Below are 18,797 nucleotides of genomic sequence, written 5' to 3' on the forward strand. Positions count from 1 at the left end.
AGAATAATTGAATCCAACGAGTGATTTATGATTTATTCAACTAACAGGTGCTTTAGTTGATGAAGGCACTGCAGTTATAAATAAAAGCCCAACCACAAAAAAAGTGGAAGGGCTTTTGTTATTTAATCCATTTCAAAAGGGTATCTTGCTATTTCACTTTCATTGAATTTATCATTAAAAGTGATTTCGTAAACTCCTCTTTCTCGCATGTCTTCAATCATTAAATCTTCATTAATATCTATACCTAACCGTTTTTCTAATTCTTCATCTGATAATGTAGTATCTAATTGAATATTTACTAATTCATCTTCAAAAAACATAGCACTTACATAATCAATTCCATCTGTTCCTAAATAAGAAATATAATCAACTTGTACAATTTCACCTTGTTTAAATTCCAGTTGACCATTTTCATATTGCGTTTCGACTGGATCTACTGAAAATAATGCATCTATGTTTTCACGTGTTAATGTATTATCTATTTCTACCAAAGGTGCTGTAATATCTTCAGTTCCCTCTGTTGTTGTTGTTTCTTATTCATTAGTTGTTTCATTTTCGGTATGTTTTTCATGAGTAACAACTTCAAGTGTTCCTTCAACTTTATTATCATCAACACTAGAAGTTTCTTGTTGTTTATCTGAACAACCGATAAGTAAAAGTGTAGTGGTTAAAAGCAAAGCAAAAACTTTCAATGATTCTCTCCATCCCATTTTGGTATTTATTATAACTTACTTGTAAATGGAAACGGAGTAAACATATTATATCTAATTGGTGAAAACAATTATTTTTTTACACAGATTAAACACTGGGTATCTAAAAGACCTTGAATCACTAGTATTGAGTGCTCAAATCGATTCCCACCGAGGGTGTAGCTGAATAGTTATACAAATAAAGATAAAGATAACAATAATTTGTTGTCTGTTTATTAGTAATGCTTGTAATATCCGTTAGTTAGCTTTCTTAACTTATACATAATGCCGCCTATAACTTTTATGTTCTAGCCCCAAGACAATGCATGGTATGCAATTAATTTGCTTTGTGTAAGTTTATTTAACAATTTCTAAACATTTGATACGTCTAGGATTTCGTTTAATATATAGGGAATGTGCATTTGTGTGTCACTATGTTGTATAATACAGAATAGATGAAGTTGGAAGGATGAATTAGCAATGACAAAACCAGTAGTAGCAATCGTTGGTAGGCCAAATGTCGGCAAATCAACCATATTTAATCGAATTGTAGGAGAGCGTGTATCTATTGTGGAAGATATTCCAGGTGTTACACGTGATCGTATATATAGCTCGGCAGATTGGTTAACACATGAGTTTAACATTATTGACACAGGTGGTATTGAGCTTAGTGATGAACCATTCTTAGAGCAGATTAAACAACAAGCAGAAATTGCAATGGACGAAGCTGACGTAATTGTTTTCTTAACAAATGGGCGAGAAGGTGTAACTTCAGCTGACGAATATGTTGCAAAAATTTTATACAAAACGAAAAAGCCTGTAGTTTTAGCGGTGAATAAAATCGACAATCCTGATATGCGTGAAATGATCTATGACTTTTATGCATTAGGTATGGGCGAACCATATCCAATTTCTGGATCACATGGACTCGGACTTGGGGATTTATTAGATGAAGTTGCGAAAAATTTCCCTGATTTGGAGGACCAAGAGTACGGTGAGGATGTTATTAAATTCTCATTAATCGGAAGACCTAATGTAGGGAAGTCATCATTAATCAATGCATTTTTAGGACATGAACGTGTAATCGTAAGTGATATAGCTGGTACTACGAGAGATGCTATAGACACTGAGTACTCCTTTGATGGACAAGATTATGTCATGATCGATACAGCAGGAATGCGAAAAAAAGGTAAAGTTTACGAAACAACGGAGAAATACAGTGTGTTGCGTGCTCTAAAAGCGATAGAACGCTCAGATGTTGTTTTAGTTGTTATAAATGCAGAAGAAGGTATTCAGGAGCAGGATAAAAAAATTGCTGGATATGCACATGAGGGCGGAAAAGCGGTTATTATCGTAGTCAATAAATGGGATGCAATTGAGAAAAATGATAAAACGATGAATGAAATGACAAAATCTATTCGTGAACATTTTCAATTCTTAGACTATGCACCAATAGTATTTGTATCAGCAAAAACAAAACAACGTGTGCATGCAATTTTACCTATTATTAATAAAGTAAGTGAAAATCATTCACTTCGTGTACAATCTTCTATATTGAATGAAGTGATTGAGGATTCTGTAGCTCGTAATCCGGCCCCTACTGATAAAGGCAAAAGATTGCGTATTTACTATGCAACGCAAGTGGCTATTAAGCCACCAACATTTGTTGTGTTTGTAAATGAACCTGAGTTAATGCACTTCTCATACGAACGATTTTTAGAAAATCGTATTAGAGAATCATTTGATTTTGAGGGAACTCCTATCCGAATCATTACTCGTGCAAGAACTTGATTAAATTGTTTTAAAGGGGCGTATAGTAATGGAGAAGATAACTGTATTAGGAGCTGGTAGCTGGGGTACAGCTCTAGCAATGGTTCTAGCTAATAACAATCATGATTGTCTCCTTTGGTCACATAGAGAAAACCAAGCAGCTGAAATAAATACTGATCATACAAATAAAAAGTATCTACCAGAAACCGTTTTACCGAGGAACCTAAAAGCAACTAGTAACTTTGAAACAGCTATCAAACATGCAAATACCATTGTAATTGCGGTTCCTACGAAGGCGATTCGAGATGTTTGTCGGGATATGAAAGAGCATTTAAATGGGAAAAAACTGTTTGTACATGTATCGAAGGGTATAGAACCTGATTCATTCAAACGTATTTCTGAAATGATTGTAGATGAAATACCTACTAATAATGTGGAAGCAATTGTTGTATTATCTGGTCCTAGCCATGCAGAAGAGGTTGTCTTAAACCATCCTACTACTATTACTGCTGCGAGTGTGAATATGGAAGCTGCTAAACAGGTTCAAGACTTATTTATGAACAATTCTTTTCGAGTATATACGAATGATGACGTGATTGGTGTAGAAATAGGGGCTGCCCTTAAAAATGTAATTGCTTTAGCTGCAGGTATTGTTGATGGATTAGGCTATGGTGATAATGCAAAGGCTGCGCTTATAACAAGAGGCCTAGCAGAAATTACAAGGTTAGGTATTAGTTTAGGCGCACAACCTTATACATTTTCAGGTTTAACTGGGATGGGAGACTTGATTGCCACGTGTACAAGCGTCCATTCTAGAAACTGGAGAGCTGGAAATATGCTTGGCAAGGGTGCATCGCTTGAAAAAGTACTAAATGAGATAGGTATGGTAGTAGAGGGCGTTCGAACTACGAAAGCTGCTTATCAACTAGCTCAAAAACAACAGGTAGATATGCCTATTACTGAAGCGCTTTATTCTGTTTTATTTGAAAATATAAGTCCTAAAGAGGCAGTAGATATACTAATGCATAGAACGAAGAAACATGAGTTAGAGGATTATAAAACTTTCTAATTTATACAAAAAGAGTTGTACAAATTACAACTCTTTTTTGATGTGATATACTTTTTAGTTGTAGAAAGGTGGGTAAGCACATGTTATTGATATCATCTATGGATAAGATGTGGATTTCATTTGGTTCAATGGGTAGTATGTTTTTAGCTATGTTGTTTATGTTCTTTGTTAAGACGAAACTACAAAACAAATTTCTAAAAGCTATATTTGGTTTGATTGCATACATATTATTATTTATTGGATTTATCACAATGGTATATATTATCTTTAATCCAACAAAAGCTTAGTAAGGAGATTAGGATGAGAAATATTAAACTACTTGGTATGCTCATGATAGCTATTCTTGTATTGGCTGGATGTGGCTTTAAAAACGGACAAGAAGCTGAAAATCTATTACCGTATGAAGATCAGTTAGAAGCTGTCCAAAAAGCCGTTGATAGCTTTAAAGAAGATTCGGCTGGATTATTACCGATTAAAACCCGTGATATGGAAACAGACTTGTATATTAAGTATCCGATTGACTTTAAAAAAATTGTACCTTCATACTTAGGGAAGGCGCCAGCCAATTCTTATGAAGTTGGTGGTATTTATCAATACGTATTAATGGATGTAGAAGATAATCCGACTGTAAAATTAGTAGATTTACGAATTGCAGATACTATACGAGATATAAACTATCGAAAAGGTATTAATGGATACGGACCCGTTGCTGAAATCATTACGGAAGGTGTCTACAAATTAGATTACAAGAAGATGGGATATAAAAGTGAATTATCCGTACAGAGCCCTTATTCAGACACTCAATTACCTTTAGTGGCAACTGGCGATGGCAAAGTATACGTGGATTACTCAATTGAATTGAATCGTTTACTTCAAGAGAATGAAACTAAAATTCAACCAGGCGAGGACATTCGTCATCTATTAACAGATAATTTTGCAATTGTTCCTGCCTACTCTTTACCGTATACCGTAAATGAGAATAATGAACCAGTTTTTATGTTATCAAAATAAGCTCTTCAACGTTTCGTGCATTATGCATGAAACGTTTTTTTTGTGCATATATTAAACTGCGAAGAAAGGAGAATATCCATGACAAATAAACTTTATGAACAAATAGCAGAGCGTACTAATGGAGATGTGTATATTGGTGTTGTAGGACCAGTTCGTGTTGGAAAATCTACATTTGTAAAGCGTGTAATGGAGCTTGTAGTTATTCCAAATATAAAAGAGGAATCGGAAAGAATACGTGCACAGGATGAACTTCCACAAAGTTCTCCAGGTAATGTAATTATGACAGCAGAGCCCAAATTTGTTCCTGCACATGGAACGAATATCTATCTGGGCGAAGAGCAGTTACGCTTACAAATTAGATTAGTAGATTGTGTAGGTTATATGATTGATGGAATAAAAACGCATTCAGGCGAAGATGGTCAAAAATTAGTGCATACACCTTGGCATAGTGAAGCCATCCCATTTGAAGAGGCTGCAAGAATTGGAACAGATAAAGTAATTCGAGATCATTCAACAATCGGTATAGTAGTAACAACAGATGGCTCGGTTAATAATATTCCAAGAAAAGCTGCTGAAAGTGCGGAAAGAGAAATCATTGCTCAACTGAAAGAAATAGGTAAACCTTTTGTTATTGTATTAAATAGTAAATTGCCTGGTCATGTTGATACTATTCAATTATGTGAAGACTTACAGAAAGAGCATGAAGTGCCGGTTATTGCGGTTGCTGTCGATCGAATGACTGCGGAGGAAATTCAATACATACTCCAACAAGCACTTTATGAATTTCCGATTACGGATATTGAACTAGTTAAACCTGATTGGACTGATGTATTAGAACCAGATCATTTCGTGAATAATGCAATTACATCCTCCTTGCAGGAATGGCTTCAAATTGTATCTAAAATGAGAGATGTGAAAGAGCTGGCTTCACGATTTAAACAAGTTCCTTTCATTCAATCTGCAGATGTTGTGGAAGCTAATCCTGGGCGTGGATCAGCATGTATCCAAATTGGCTTAAAACCTGAGGTATTTCAAGAAGTGTGTGACGAATGGTTAGAAGAACCTATTCAAACTAAAAAAGACTGGCTCCTGTTTGTGAAAGAAGCTTCAACAGCTAGAAAGGCATATAACAAATTTTCAGAGGCTTTAGAGGCTGCAAAAACACATGGTTACGGTGTTTCACTACCAACTATCCAAGACTTCCAACCGTCTGCACCTGAAATTATAAAGCAAAATAATTTCTACGGTGTTAGCTTAAAGGCTAAGGCAGCTTCGCTTCATATAATCCGTGTTGACATGGAGGCTGAATTTGCGCCGCTGATAGGATCAGAATTCCATAGCCAACAACTGTTAAAAGATTTAAAGCATGGCTATTTACATGATCGAGATGCATTATGGCAAACACAAGTCTTTGGTACTTCACTTGTAGAAGTTATGAAAGAAAGTTTGCGATATAAAACAGAGAATGTTTCGGAAATTGCAAAGAAGAGAATGCGTGAAACAATTGAAAGAATGGTAAATGAAGGAGATAGAGGTTTAGTAACATTTATTTTATAAAATTTATAACGGGGCTTTTCGCGACTATGCGAAAAGTCCCGTTATTTCATTAAATTCCATTATTTTTGCTTAAAGTTCCCAAAAGAGGTGCAAATAGTGTTGCTAAGCCTTTTTGGTTGTGATACTCTTTTTACAGGTTGAAGCTATCTTCCTTTGAGAGGAGGTGAATGGTATGAATAAAACAGAATTAGTGAACTCTGTTGCTGAAGCTGCGGATCTTTCTAAAAAAGACGCATCTAAAGCAGTTGAAGCTGTATTTGAATCAATTCAAACTGCACTTGCAAGTGGTGAAAAAGTTCAATTAATCGGTTTTGGTAACTTTGAAGTTCGTGAACGTGCTGCACGTAAAGGACGTAACCCACAAACAGGTAAAGAAATCGACATCGCAGCAAGCAAGGTGCCTGCTTTTAAACCAGGTAAAGCGCTTAAAGACGCAGTAAAATAATCGATGTTGTAGTACATAGAACGGTTGCCTTGAAGCTAGCTTCTGGGTAGCCGTTCTTTTCTTTAAATAAACATATCTTGAAGAAAACATAATTATCCATTGGGAAAGTTATTTATTATATTCGATTCGTATGCTAAGATGCTAATGGTATATATCAATGCGTTTTTTAGATGAATTGTATCTAGGGGGTTAACAGATGACAAATGTCGATCTGAAAAAAATAGAAAAAGCAGTTACAATGATTTTAGAAGCTGTTGGCGAGGATCCTTCTAGGGAAGGGTTACTAGACACACCAAAAAGAGTTTCAAAAATGTACGCTGAAATGTTCGAAGGATTACATCAAGATCCAAAAGAATATTTTAAAACTGTTTTTAACGAGGACCATGAAGAACTAGTATTAGTCAAAGACATACCGTTCTATTCAATGTGTGAACACCATTTAGTTCCTTTTTATGGGAAAGCACATGTTGCGTATATTCCTAGAGATGGAGTAGTAACAGGACTAAGTAAATTAGCTAGGGCAGTAGAAACTACTGCAAGACGCCCGCAGCTTCAAGAAAGGATTACATCCACTATAGCGGAAAGCATAATGGATATGCTAAATCCCCACGGTGTTTATGTTGTAATCGAAGCTGAACATATGTGTATGACAATGCGAGGTATAAAGAAACCTGGTGCTAAAACAATTACTGCAGTAGCAAAAGGTATCTTAGAAAAAGATGAAGTGAAAAGATCGGAAATATTGTCTTTTATACAGATGAAGTAACAGCTTTGGATGAATGGATAAGAATATGTTATGATGGAAAAAGACTGTGAACAAAGGAGACTTTAAAATGTCTAGTTCAGATTTTATTGTTATAAAAGCAGAAGAAGATGGCGTGCATGTTATTGGATTGACAAGAGGTACTGATACAAAATTCCACCATTCGGAGAAACTGGATGATGGGGAAGTAATGATTGCTCAATTTACTGAACACACATCTGCTATGAAAATCCGTGGTAAAGCATCTATTCACACTGCGAATGGTATTGTTCAAAGTGATACGAAAAAAATGTAAGAAACTTTAAAAGATCAATTGCGATTGAGAAATGGAGTAAAGTGTATGAACGAGGCATTGTTGACACAATATGTCGAAACTTATAAAAAGAATATTCTCATGCAAATTCAACAAAACACTTTGCAAAAATACACAGGTATACCTGATGTAGATGATAAACGTTTATTTTTTACACTTTTACCACTACTAAATGGAGAAAACTGGGATCAATCGGTTAAAATGTCTGCTATTTCTGTTTCTCTTATATTTGCTGCACTTGCTGCGCATGATTTAGTTAAAGAAGATAATGCTACCGCTAAGTCTCAACAATTGCAAGTGCTTGCCGGAGATTATTATAGTGGCCGCTATTATCAGTTATTAGCAAAAGAGAATCTGATTGTTTTAATTCAACAGCTATCTGATAGTGTTGCTAAAATAACAGAGCACAAAACTAGATTTTACGATTTAGAGGATTACTCATTTGAAGAATTAATTCAATCCATTCAACTAGTAGAAAGCAAACCAATTGAACAATTCTTTGAATATTACTCCTATCATGAATATGTGTTTATCATGAAAGAAGCTTTATTGCTAGCAACATTAAAAAAAGAGTTAGTTGCTTACGAAAAAAGTGAAAAAACTTTTTATATAAGTAAATCGAAATTATTTCAAAGAAATTTGGACGCACTACGTCGAGAGATAGATAAAATAGAACATGCACTAGTACTTGACGTCCGTTCCTCAGAATTATTAAACGAGTCCTTAAAACATGCCATTTTAGAGCGGGTTTGTGAGCATTCGCTTGAACAGCAGTTGAGAGAAGGTTAAAGAATGGGTAAATCAAAAGAACAATATGTACATGAAGTTTTTGAAAAGATATCAGATAATTATGATTCTATGAATTCAGTAATTAGTTTTAAGCAACATATAAAATGGCGTACGGATACGATGAAAGAAATGCAAGTTAAAAAAGGAAGTAAAGCTCTAGACGTTTGCTGTGGTACAGCAGATTGGACTATTGCATTAGCCGATGCAATAGGTCCTACTGGAGAAGTGATTGGGTTAGACTTTAGTCAAAACATGCTGAATGTTGGGAAAGAGAAAGTGAAAGATATTTCTCAAATACAGTTAGTTCAAGGTAATGCAATGGAATTACCGTTTGAAGATAATTCTTTTGATTATGTAACGATAGGTTTTGGATTAAGAAATGTTCCTGACTATGAGCAAGTATTAAAAGAAATGAAACGTGTTGCAAAGCCTGGTGGAATGATTGTTTGTTTAGAGACTTCACAACCAGATTCTAAGTTATTTAACACTGGTTTTAGATTTTATTTCCGATATATCATGCCACTGTTTGGTAAACTATTTGCAAAAAGTTACAAAGAATATTCTTGGCTCCAGGAATCTGCAAAAGACTTTCCAAATCGAGCAGCTTTAACAAAACTATTTGAAGAAGTTGGTATGAAGAATGTTACGAGTAAGCCATATAGTGGTGGTGCTGCAGCAAGACATATTGGTTTCAAAAAAGATATTTAAGTGGGAGAAGGTTTTTATTTGTGGATAAGATGAAGTTGAAATTACTTTATTCCGATTTAAAATCGGATTTAGATGTCATCGAAAAAGAACTAGCAACAGCGGTGAATTCTTCATCTCACTTATTGAATGAAGCTTCTCTTCATTTACTACTTGCTGGAGGTAAAAGAATACGACCAGTTTTTGCCTTACTGTCAGCTAAGTTTGGCAATTATTCAATTGACACTATAAAAAACGTAGCAGTTTCGATTGAGTTAATCCATATGGCTTCACTTGTTCATGATGACGTAATAGACGATGCTGAAACACGTAGAGGAAGAGAAACGGTAAAGGCTCAGTGGAATAACAGAGTTGCCATGTATACAGGTGATTTTCTCTTTGCAAGGGCAATTGAATACATAACAGTACTAGAAAATACATATGCACATGAAGTGTTATCTCATACAATGGTAGAACTTTGTATTGGGGAGATTATTCAAATAGAGGATAAACATTTTTTAGATCAAACAGTTCGAGATTATCTAAGAAGAATAAAGCGGAAAACGGCAATCTTAATCTCTGCGAGTTGTGAATTAGGGGCAATTGCTTCTGGTGCAGATAGTAAGACGACAAGAAATCTTAAACAATTTGGTTATTATGTCGGAATGTCGTTTCAGATTATAGATGATATTTTAGACATTACCTCAACAGATGAACAACTCGGAAAACCAGCTGGAAGTGATCTGTTGCAGGGGAATATTACTTTGCCTATACTTTATGCTAAAAATGATCCTGTAATCGCTCCATTATTAAAAGAATTATTAGATGGAAATATTTCAGAAGAAAATAAACAAAGACTATTAACTGAAGTAAGAAACTCAGATGCTATTAATAAAGCGAAGCAAATAAGTAATATGTACTTGCAAAAAGCTTTGAACGAAGTAAAACAGTTACCTCCCATCCAGGCAAAAAAATCCTTACAAAACATTGCATTGTTTATGAGTAAACGAAAGTTTTGATTGGTATAATACATAGATTTGATTAAGGATACCTATTAAGATTTATTGATAACGCTAACTAAAATGCATCTTGAACGAAATTAATTTGAAAATAATACATCATAATGATATTATTTGTAACGGTGGAGATAATATCCCATTTCATATTTGAAGGAGTGTTAAACATGGAAAAAACATTTTTAATGGTAAAACCTGATGGCGTACAACGTAACTTAATCGGTGAAATCGTAAGTCGTTTTGAGAAAAAAGGATACCAATTAGTTGGAGCAAAATTAATGCAGATTCCTACTGAGTTAGCAGAACAACACTATGGCGAACATAAAGAACGCCCATTCTTTGGTGAGTTAGTAGATTTCATCACTTCTGGACCAGTTTTTGCAATGGTTTGGGAAGGTGAAAACGTTATTTCAACAGCTCGTCTTATGATGGGTGCAACTAATCCAAAAGAATCAGCTCCAGGAACAATCCGTGGTGACTTCGCAGTAACTGTTGGAAAAAATATTATTCATGGTTCTGACTCACCTGAAAGCGCTGAGCGTGAAATTGGTTTATTCTTCAAACAAGAAGAATTAGTTGCTTACTCAAAAGACGCTAACAACTGGATTAACTAATACGAAATGCGAAATCGCCTATTTCTGCCCCGACAAGCAAATGAGAAATTACGAGGAGGCAGTTTTTCAGCCACCGCAGTAATTACTCATTTGACCTCGAGTGGCAAGGCGAAGTAGCTGGACACGAAATGCGAAATCGCCTGTTTCTGCCCCGACAAGCAAAAGAGAAATTATGAGGAGGCAGTTTTTCAGCCACCGCAGTAATTACTCATTTGACCTCGAGGGGCAAGGCGAAGTAGCTGGACAATGAAATGCGGAATCTCGTAAGTTAACTTGTGGAACGAAGAAGTTCCACATTAAACTCCGATAAGTAATCTTATAAAATAACATGAAAGACAGTCAAATTAAACTTAAATTGACTGTCTTTTTATTATGTCCATAATCTTTAGAATACGATATACTAGATATAGGCCTTTTGAAAGGAACGATGTACTTTGTCAGACTACGTTAAATTTGTGGATTCTATCAAACGAAAAACAGGAATCGATCTTGCAGCCTATAAAGAAGCGCAGATGAAACGACGACTTACTTCGTTATATGAAAAAAAAGGATATAAAAATTTTGTCGATTTTTTTAATGCTCTAGATAAAGACAGGGATTTAATGAATGAGTTTTTAGATAGAATGACAATTAATGTATCCGAGTTTTACCGTAATGGGAAGCGTTGGGAAGTTTTGCAAAATAAAATATTTCCAAAATTATTAGCAGTTAATAAGCGTTTGAAGGTTTGGAGTGCTGCATGCTCTACCGGAGAAGAACCTTATACAACTGCAATGGTGCTATCAAATTATCTACCTTTATCACAGATTTCAATTCAGGCGACTGATTTAGATGAAAATGCAATACAACGTGCAAAAGTCGGTATCTATCCTGAACGATCACTTGCAGAAGTTCCAAGCGATATGATAATGAAATATTTTGAAAAGCAAGGGCAGTTTTATAAAGTTGAAGATGCGATAAAAAGAACAGTTACCTTTAAAAAACATAATTTATTAAAAGATACATACGAAAAAAATTATGACTTAATTATTTGCCGAAATGTCATGATTTATTTTACGGAAGAAGCAAAAGATCAAATCTATCAAAACTTTAGTAATTCTCTTCGATCAGGGGGGATACTCTTTGTTGGTAGTACAGAACAAATTTTCAATCCAGGTAAATACGGGTTTGAAACAGAAGACACATTTTTTTATCGGAAAAAATAAATAGTAAACTGTCCGAAGAAAAATACCAAATCGGGCAGTTTTCTTCTATACTTTGAAACTAAAATTATGATATAGTTGAAAACAAATACTTTAGCGAGTTGAAGGGGGAAAGTGTTGTGCGTTATTTAACAGCAGGTGAGTCACATGGACCACAACTAACAGCAATCATTGAAGGGTTACCAGCCCAATTAGAAATTACGAGTGAACATATTAATAAGGAACTCAAGCGACGTCAAGGTGGTCATGGTCGTGGAAGAAGAATGCAAATTGAAAAAGATACAGTAGCTATTACTTCTGGTGTACGCCATGGAAAGTCATTAGGTTCTCCAGTTTGTCTAGTTGTAAATAATGATGACTGGAAGCATTGGACGAATATAATGGGAATTGAACCACTTGGTGAAGAAATTGATCCAGAGGATATTAAAAGACAAATTACTAGACCACGTCCTGGGCACGCAGATTTAGTTGGTGGCATGAAATATGGTCACCGAGATTTACGTAATGTTTTAGAAAGATCTTCTGCAAGAGAAACTACAGTTCGAGTTGCAGTAGGGGCTGTTGCGAAGCAATTGCTAAAACAATTAGGGATTTCAATAGTTGCTCATGTTACAAAGATTGGTGGTATTGAAGCAGACCTAACTTTAGCTACTGGAAAAACGATTGAGGAAATTCGTGAAGTTGTTGAATCTGACCCTGTTTACTGTCTGGATCCGATAGCCTCAGCAAAAATGGTAGAGGCAATTGATCAAGCCAAAAAAGCCGGTGATACCATTGGTGGTGTAGTAGAAGTGATTGTGGATGGTATGCCAGCTGGGGTTGGCAGTTATGTGCACTATGATCGAAAACTAGATGGCAAACTTGCAATGGCTATGATGAGTATTAATGCTTTTAAAGGGGTAGAGGTTGGTCTCGGATTTGAAATGGCAAATTTATTTGGAAGCCAAGTCCATGATCAAATATCTTGGAGTGAAGAAGTTGGTTATACTCGTGATACAAATCGTTTAGGTGGTTTAGAAGGTGGAATGTCTACTGGAATGCCAATCGTTGTAAGAGGTGTTATGAAACCTATTCCTACTTTATACAAACCGCTTCAAAGTGTAGATATTGATACGAAAGAACCGTTTAAAGCAAGTATCGAACGATCTGATAGTTGTGCTGTCCCTGCAGCATCTGTAGTAGCAGAGGCAGTAATTGCATGGGAAATAGCAACTGCTGTTCTAGATACTTTTAATAGTGATCAAATAGACATTTTAAAGGCCGATATTGAAAGACACCGTGCATACACAAAGGGGTTTTAATGAATGATTATCCCGGTAAGAACGAAAGATTCCACCTATGAAGTTCATTTAGGCGAAAATATATTAAAAGCGTTCTGTGATAGAAATACAGAGGGTTTTGAAAAAGCAGATAAAATAGTTGTGATTACCGATGAAAATGTTTGGGGATTACATCGAGATTACTTTGACGATAACTTCTCCTTTAACTATCAGGTACATCTTGTACCAAACGGAGAAGCTTGTAAAACATTTGACTCTTATTTCAATGTACAAACATTCCTACTACAAGAAAATTGTTCAAGAAATAGTATTTTGTTAGCCCTTGGGGGAGGGGCTGTAGGAGATTTAACTGGATTTGTAGCATCAACTTTTATGCGTGGAATTCCTTTTATTCAAATCCCAACAACGATACTTGCCCATGATAGTGCAGTTGGAGGAAAAACTGCTATTAACCATCCCAATGGAAAGAATATGATTGGTGCTTTTTATCAACCAAAAGAAGTTTTATATGATTTTCATTTTTTAAATACTCTCCCAAAATCAGAAGTTCGTTCAGGGTTAGCAGAAGTGATTAAACATGCACTAATTAGTGATATAACATGGTCCAATGACTTTTTGAAATTAGAAAGCATCGATGTAATTCAAAAAGAAGAGCTTCTCGTTTGGTTGGAAAAAGGAATACGCGTAAAAGCACGTATAGTGGAGCTAGATGAAAAAGAGAAATCATATCGAAAATATTTAAACTTTGGTCATACATATGGACATGCAATTGAAGCTACAGTTGGTTATGGAAAGATAACCCATGGCGAAGCAGTTATGATTGGTATGATTCCTGCACTTATGTTAAGTGAAATATACGGGGAAGTTAAAGCGGGTTATGCTCGTGATGTATATAAACTAGCTAAAAAGCTTGAATATAATTTTCAACATGTATTAAACAGTCCCTTTGATCAGTTGGCTACATTTATGTTGAAAGATAAAAAAACGACAAATGGTGAACTACATTTTGCTTTACTTAACCATATTGGGGATCCTTTTATCCAAATTGTTACTATGGATGAAGTGAAAAAATGTGATGATCTATTACGAAAATGGATAAAGGAGGAGATTTAATTGATAAGAGGAGTTAGAGGTGCAATCACAGTAACAGAAGACTCTAATGAAGAAGTACTTCAGGAAACAGCTCGTCTTGCGACAGAAATGGCAAGAGCTAATAATATTGACCCTGAAACAATTGCATCTGTAATCATCTCTACTACTACGGACATCTCCTCTGCTTTTCCTGCAAGAGCTGTGAGAAGTATTGAAGGATGGACATATGTACCAGTAATGTGCACTCATGAGATGAATGTTCCAGGTGCATTAGAGAAATGTATTCGTTTATTGATGCATATTAATACTGACAAAACTCAAAAAGAAATCCAACATATTTATTTAAATGAAGCAGTCCGATTAAGACCAGACTTAGTCAAGTAAATAAAAGAATCGAGGAGCTTTAAATGAAATTTAAAAAACAAATTAAAGGATTACAAGCATACCAACCTGGAAAGACAACAGATGAAGTAAAAAGAATATATAATTTAGATAAAGTTGTAAAACTTGCGTCGAATGAAAATCCATACGGAGCATCTCCTAGAGTGAAAGCTTTTTTGGATAACGCAAAAGTAAATTTTGCAATTTATCCCGATGGATATGCAACAAAACTTCGATCTGCAGTATCTAAACATTTAAATGTCTCAGAAAACCAATTATTATTTGGTAATGGTTCAGATGAAAATATTTTAATAGTTTCGAGAGCAATTTTGAGACCAGGGTTAAATACGGTTATGGCGAACATCACTTTCGGACAATACAAGCATAATGCAATTGTAGAAGGTGCTGAGGTAAGAGAAGTGCCTTTTAAAAATGGAGAACATGATTTAGACAAAATGTATGAAGCTATCGATGACAACACAGCAATCGTTTGGATTTGTAATCCCAATAATCCTACTGGAACATTAACACCAAGCCAAAAAATTAAAGAATTTGTTGAAAAAGTTCCAAGCGATGTATTAATAGTATTAGATGAAGCTTACACCGAATATATTACGGATGAAACGTATGTAGACTCTATTGGTCTTATAGACAAGCATCCAAATGTGCTAATTATGCGTACATTCTCGAAAGCATACGGTTTAGCAAGCTTCCGAGTTGGATATGCCATTGGTTCAGAGGAAGTTATTAGTCAACTAGAACCAACTCGCGAGCCATTTAACAATACCGTTTTAAGCCAAGAGGTAGCAATAATCGGACTAGAAGATCAGTCATTTATTCAAGAATGCAAAATGAAAAATAATGCTGGGAAAAAGCAATTTGAAGAATATTGTAAAGTTCATAATTTAGATTTTTATCCATCTCATACAAACTTTATCTTAATGGAAGTAAAAGCGGATAGTGATTTAGTGTTCCAAGGACTAATGCAACGAGGATTTATCGTCCGAAGTGGGAATGCTTTAGGAGTGCCTGGATATCTAAGAATAACGATAGGTACAGAGGAAGAAAATACAGAGCTCCTACAAAAACTTGATGAGGTATTACGTGAGGAAGGCGTTATTTAATGAAACAAACTGTTTTCATCATAGGACTAGGACTAATTGGAGGTTCTCTAGCACTTGGTTTAAAGAGAAATCCTGAAACTTTTATCATCGGTTATGATGCGGATAGTCACACGCTTCGCACGGCAAAGAGAATCGGTATTATCGATGAAATGGCAGTTCATATGAAAGATGCATCAGAGCTAGCGGATGTTATTATTTTTGCAACTCCTGTCAATGAAACTATTCGCTTGATCCAAGAGATGCATAACTGGCAATTAAAAAAGAATGTGATTGTTTCAGACACTGGAAGTACTAAAAAAGTAATTATGAAAGCTGCTTTAGAATTAAAAGAAGCAGGTATTACGTTTATTGGTGGCCATCCAATGGCTGGCTCTCATAAAAGTGGTGTAGAAGCCGCTAGAGCGCATCTTTTTGAAAATGCCTATTATATGCTAACTCCATTTCAAGATACAAAAGAAGAACAAATACAAACACTTTTGAATCTCTTGCAAGTGACGAAAGCAAAAATTGTACAAGTGGATGCAGAAGAGCATGATCATATGACTGCGGTTGTAAGTCACTTTCCTCACTTAGTAGCAGCATCGCTTGTACATCAGCTAGCAGGTGAAAACGAAGCCTTTCCTTTTACAAAACAACTAGCTGCTGGTGGATTTCGTGATTTGACAAGAATCGCTTCTTCGAATCCTATTATGTGGAGAGATATTACTGTCCAAAATCGTCAAGAACTATGCAACCAACTACAAAGCTGGACGGAAGAAATGATTAGACTACAAAATTTATTATTGCATGCAGAACCCGATGAAATAGAAGCTTATTTCTCCAGAGCTAAAGAAGTCCGCGACAATTTACCTATTACTACACAAGGTGCCATGTTTACTGTATTTGATTTATATGTGGATGTTCCAGATTATCCAGGGGTGATCTCAGAAATCACTGGCTATCTAGCTAAAGACAGTATTAGTATTACTAACTTACGTATTGTTGAGACTAGAGAAGATATTTTTGGAATACTTGTTATTAGTTTTCAAACAATGGAAGACCGTGCCAAAGCAGTAGAATGTATTGCAAAAAATACAACATTTGAGACATATATTGCGTAAGGGAGGAAAATGATTTTGAGTAGAATTTTAAATTATGGACAGCCTTCCTTGAAAGGCACTCTACGAATACCCGGTGACAAATCTGTTTCCCATCGTTCTATTATGTTTGGAGCAATAGCGAAAGGAACAACAACTGTTGAAGGTTTCTTACAAAGTGATGATTGTTTAGCAACAATCGATTGTTTTTCTAAACTAGGCGTAGATATATCAATCGAAGGTGAAAACGTCAAGATATTAAGTGAAGGCATTAACGCTTGGAAAGAGCCAAAAGAAATTTTATATACAGGAAACTCTGGAACAACGACACGACTAATGCTAGGTATTTTAGCTGGTTCCAATGTCTCTTCTGTACTAATTGGTGATGATTCGATTCAAAAGCGCCCAATGAAGCGGGTAACAGAGCCTTTAAAACAAATGGGTGCTAAATTTATTGGACGAGAAAATGCTCAGTATACACCTATTGCCGTTGAAGGAACAAAACTTCACTCATTTCAATACAAAATGCCAGTAGCTAGCGCACAAGTAAAGTCTGCTATCTTATTGGCAGCACTTCAAGCAGAAGGAGAAACCGTAGTAACAGAAATAGAAACCTCACGCGATCATACAGAAAAAATGCTTCAGCATTTTGGCGCGGACATTACAGTAGAAGATAAAACAATTCGTCTAACTGGTGGACAGGATCTTACTGGCACACACGTTGTTGTGCCAGGGGACATCTCCTCTGCTGCATTTTTCTTAGTTGCTGGAGCGATTGTGCCAAATAGTGAGTTAACACTACTTAACGTTGGATTAAACCCTACTCGAATTGGGATTATTGAGGTACTTGAAAAAATGGGTGCTAATATTAAGACGGAAATGAACTTTTTTAAAAGTCATGAAGAGATGGGAACATTGGTAGTAGAGTCATCTGCTCTAAAAAGTACGGAAATTGGTGGAGATATTATTCCTAAACTAATTGATGAAATCCCAATTATTGCTCTTCTCGCAACCCAAGCACATGGAAAGACAATTATTAAGGATGCAGAAGAGTTAAAAGTGAAGGAAACGAATCGAATTGATGCTGTCGTAGATGAACTAAAAAAATTGGGCGCCAATATTTCTGCTACAGAGGATGGAATGATAATTGAAGGACCAACCCCTCTTCATGGGGCAAATTTAAGAACTTATGGAGATCATCGTATCGGAATGATGGCTGCAATTGCTTCTCTCATTACTTCTGGCCCAGTGACAATTGATAATGCTGAATGTATTTCTGTAAGCTATCCTAACTTTTTTGAGCAATTGAATAGTGTAATTAGATAAAGTATAGGCTTTGTTCTTTATTCCTATTTATTTTTTGCCAAGTTGGCTTAGTATTATATTTCGCTTTTTTAAAAAGCGCTCAAGCGTGGGCAATGAAAAAGTATATAGAATTCTACTTTACTAAATAATGTCGTCCGATAAATAAGAAAATCGTTGAAACGGCTCCCTTTCCGCGGGCGTTGCCTTAGCCTCCTAGGCCAACACGATGTTGGTCATGCAATCGTTGCCGCAAAAGTTCTTTTGCGACGAGCTTTGCGCAGGAGCAGGATGCGGCGAACTTAGATTGCCTTCCCCTCAACTGCGGGGTCTTCGGCTAACGCTATTCCCGCAGGAGTGTCGCCTTTTTCAACGATTTTCTATAAAAACTAAATGAAAAAAATAGCATGATGGTTTTCAAATTGAAAAGCGGATAATAGTTAATTGGAGTGGAAGGCGGCGACTCCAGCCGGAATAGCAAATGTTTTCTGCACCGAAAGCGAAGCGTCAGGTGCGTGAGGTGAAGACACTGGACTGAGCGTAGTGAAATTAATTTTTGCGACGAGCTTGCGCAGGAGCAAGGGAAGCGGCTGAAGCCATGCCGGCGGAACGCGTCCGCC

The 18,797-nt window shown here is 35.8% G+C and carries 21 protein-coding genes; 19 read left to right on the forward strand and 2 right to left on the reverse strand.

Features of this window, described 5'->3' with window-relative positions:
• Positions 1-122: 122 nt before the first annotated feature.
• Entirely contained in the window at positions 123-491 is a 369-nt protein-coding gene (locus AN959_RS07155) for a hypothetical protein (protein WP_056829465.1), read from the reverse strand.
• A 42-nt stretch (positions 492-533) separates the two neighbouring features.
• The gene (locus AN959_RS20985; RefSeq protein WP_156350743.1) at positions 534-692 is read right to left on the reverse strand and encodes a hypothetical protein; all 159 of its coding nucleotides are present in this window, start codon (positions 690-692) and stop codon (positions 534-536) included.
• 477 nt (positions 693-1,169) lie between these two features.
• Here AN959_RS20985 and der point away from each other — a divergent pair, with 477 nt between their 5' ends.
• The 19 genes from der to aroA all read left to right on the forward strand — a co-directional run bounded on the left by der (position 1,170) and on the right by aroA (position 18,201).
• Positions 1,170-2,480 carry a ribosome biogenesis GTPase Der gene (der, locus tag AN959_RS07160; protein ID WP_056829467.1) on the forward strand — a complete coding sequence of 437 codons (1,311 nt, stop codon included), beginning with the start codon at positions 1,170-1,172 and terminating at the stop codon, positions 2,478-2,480.
• A 28-nt stretch (positions 2,481-2,508) separates the two neighbouring features.
• A complete protein-coding gene (locus AN959_RS07165; RefSeq protein ID WP_056829469.1) occupies positions 2,509-3,528 on the forward strand; it encodes an NAD(P)H-dependent glycerol-3-phosphate dehydrogenase in 1,020 nt (339 codons plus the stop codon).
• Between the two features lie 80 nt (positions 3,529-3,608).
• Entirely contained in the window at positions 3,609-3,815 is a 207-nt protein-coding gene (locus AN959_RS07170) for a DUF2768 domain-containing protein (RefSeq protein ID WP_231687546.1), read from the forward strand.
• Between the two features lie 13 nt (positions 3,816-3,828).
• Positions 3,829-4,539 carry a hypothetical protein gene (locus tag AN959_RS07175; RefSeq protein WP_056829472.1) on the forward strand — a complete coding sequence of 237 codons (711 nt, stop codon included), beginning with the start codon at positions 3,829-3,831 and terminating at the stop codon, positions 4,537-4,539.
• 78 nt (positions 4,540-4,617) lie between these two features.
• Positions 4,618-6,096, forward strand: a complete 1,479-nt coding sequence (spoIVA, locus tag AN959_RS07180) for a stage IV sporulation protein A (RefSeq protein WP_053589800.1) — start codon at positions 4,618-4,620, stop codon at positions 6,094-6,096.
• 172 nt (positions 6,097-6,268) lie between these two features.
• Positions 6,269-6,541, forward strand: coding sequence for an HU family DNA-binding protein (locus AN959_RS07185; RefSeq protein ID WP_053589799.1), 273 nt, complete (start codon positions 6,269-6,271; stop codon positions 6,539-6,541).
• Positions 6,542-6,737: 196 nt separating this feature from the next.
• Positions 6,738-7,307, forward strand: a complete 570-nt coding sequence (gene folE / locus AN959_RS07190) for a GTP cyclohydrolase I FolE (RefSeq protein WP_053589798.1) — start codon at positions 6,738-6,740, stop codon at positions 7,305-7,307.
• A 67-nt stretch (positions 7,308-7,374) separates the two neighbouring features.
• Entirely contained in the window at positions 7,375-7,599 is a 225-nt protein-coding gene (mtrB, locus tag AN959_RS07195; RefSeq protein ID WP_053589797.1) for a trp RNA-binding attenuation protein MtrB, read from the forward strand.
• A 45-nt stretch (positions 7,600-7,644) separates the two neighbouring features.
• Positions 7,645-8,406: a heptaprenyl diphosphate synthase component 1 gene (locus AN959_RS07200; protein ID WP_056829474.1), complete on the forward strand. Its 762-nt coding sequence runs from the start codon at positions 7,645-7,647 to the stop codon at positions 8,404-8,406.
• Between the two features lie 3 nt (positions 8,407-8,409).
• A complete protein-coding gene (locus AN959_RS07205) occupies positions 8,410-9,114 on the forward strand; it encodes a demethylmenaquinone methyltransferase (protein WP_056829476.1) in 705 nt (234 codons plus the stop codon).
• A gap of 20 nt (positions 9,115-9,134) precedes the next feature.
• Positions 9,135-10,109, forward strand: a complete 975-nt coding sequence (gene hepT / locus AN959_RS07210) for a heptaprenyl diphosphate synthase component II (RefSeq protein WP_082355211.1) — start codon at positions 9,135-9,137, stop codon at positions 10,107-10,109.
• A 164-nt stretch (positions 10,110-10,273) separates the two neighbouring features.
• Positions 10,274-10,720 (forward strand): nucleoside-diphosphate kinase, encoded by a 447-nt coding sequence (ndk, locus tag AN959_RS07215; RefSeq protein ID WP_053589794.1) that lies wholly within the window; start codon positions 10,274-10,276, stop codon positions 10,718-10,720.
• A gap of 434 nt (positions 10,721-11,154) precedes the next feature.
• Positions 11,155-11,925 (forward strand): protein-glutamate O-methyltransferase CheR, encoded by a 771-nt coding sequence (locus tag AN959_RS07220; RefSeq protein WP_053589793.1) that lies wholly within the window; start codon positions 11,155-11,157, stop codon positions 11,923-11,925.
• A 116-nt stretch (positions 11,926-12,041) separates the two neighbouring features.
• Positions 12,042-13,223, forward strand: a complete 1,182-nt coding sequence (aroC, locus tag AN959_RS07225) for a chorismate synthase (RefSeq protein ID WP_056829478.1) — start codon at positions 12,042-12,044, stop codon at positions 13,221-13,223.
• Between the two features lie 3 nt (positions 13,224-13,226).
• Positions 13,227-14,315: a 3-dehydroquinate synthase gene (aroB, locus tag AN959_RS07230; protein WP_056829479.1), complete on the forward strand. Its 1,089-nt coding sequence runs from the start codon at positions 13,227-13,229 to the stop codon at positions 14,313-14,315.
• Complete coding sequence (gene aroH, locus AN959_RS07235; protein ID WP_053589790.1) at positions 14,316-14,678, forward strand: chorismate mutase; 363 nt, start codon at positions 14,316-14,318, stop codon at positions 14,676-14,678.
• 23 nt (positions 14,679-14,701) lie between these two features.
• A complete protein-coding gene (gene hisC / locus AN959_RS07240) occupies positions 14,702-15,799 on the forward strand; it encodes a histidinol-phosphate transaminase (RefSeq protein ID WP_056829482.1) in 1,098 nt (365 codons plus the stop codon).
• Positions 15,799-16,899 (forward strand): prephenate dehydrogenase, encoded by a 1,101-nt coding sequence (locus AN959_RS07245; RefSeq protein WP_056829484.1) that lies wholly within the window; start codon positions 15,799-15,801, stop codon positions 16,897-16,899. Before hisC ends, AN959_RS07245 begins: the two co-directional genes overlap by 1 nt.
• A 9-nt stretch (positions 16,900-16,908) precedes the next feature.
• Entirely contained in the window at positions 16,909-18,201 is a 1,293-nt protein-coding gene (aroA, locus tag AN959_RS07250) for a 3-phosphoshikimate 1-carboxyvinyltransferase (RefSeq protein ID WP_371256510.1), read from the forward strand.
• The last annotated feature ends 596 nt before the right edge of the window (positions 18,202-18,797 follow it).

It is taken from the genome of Psychrobacillus sp. FJAT-21963 (genome assembly GCF_001420585.1).
Taxonomy (GTDB): Bacteria; Bacillota; Bacilli; order Bacillales_A; family Planococcaceae; genus Psychrobacillus.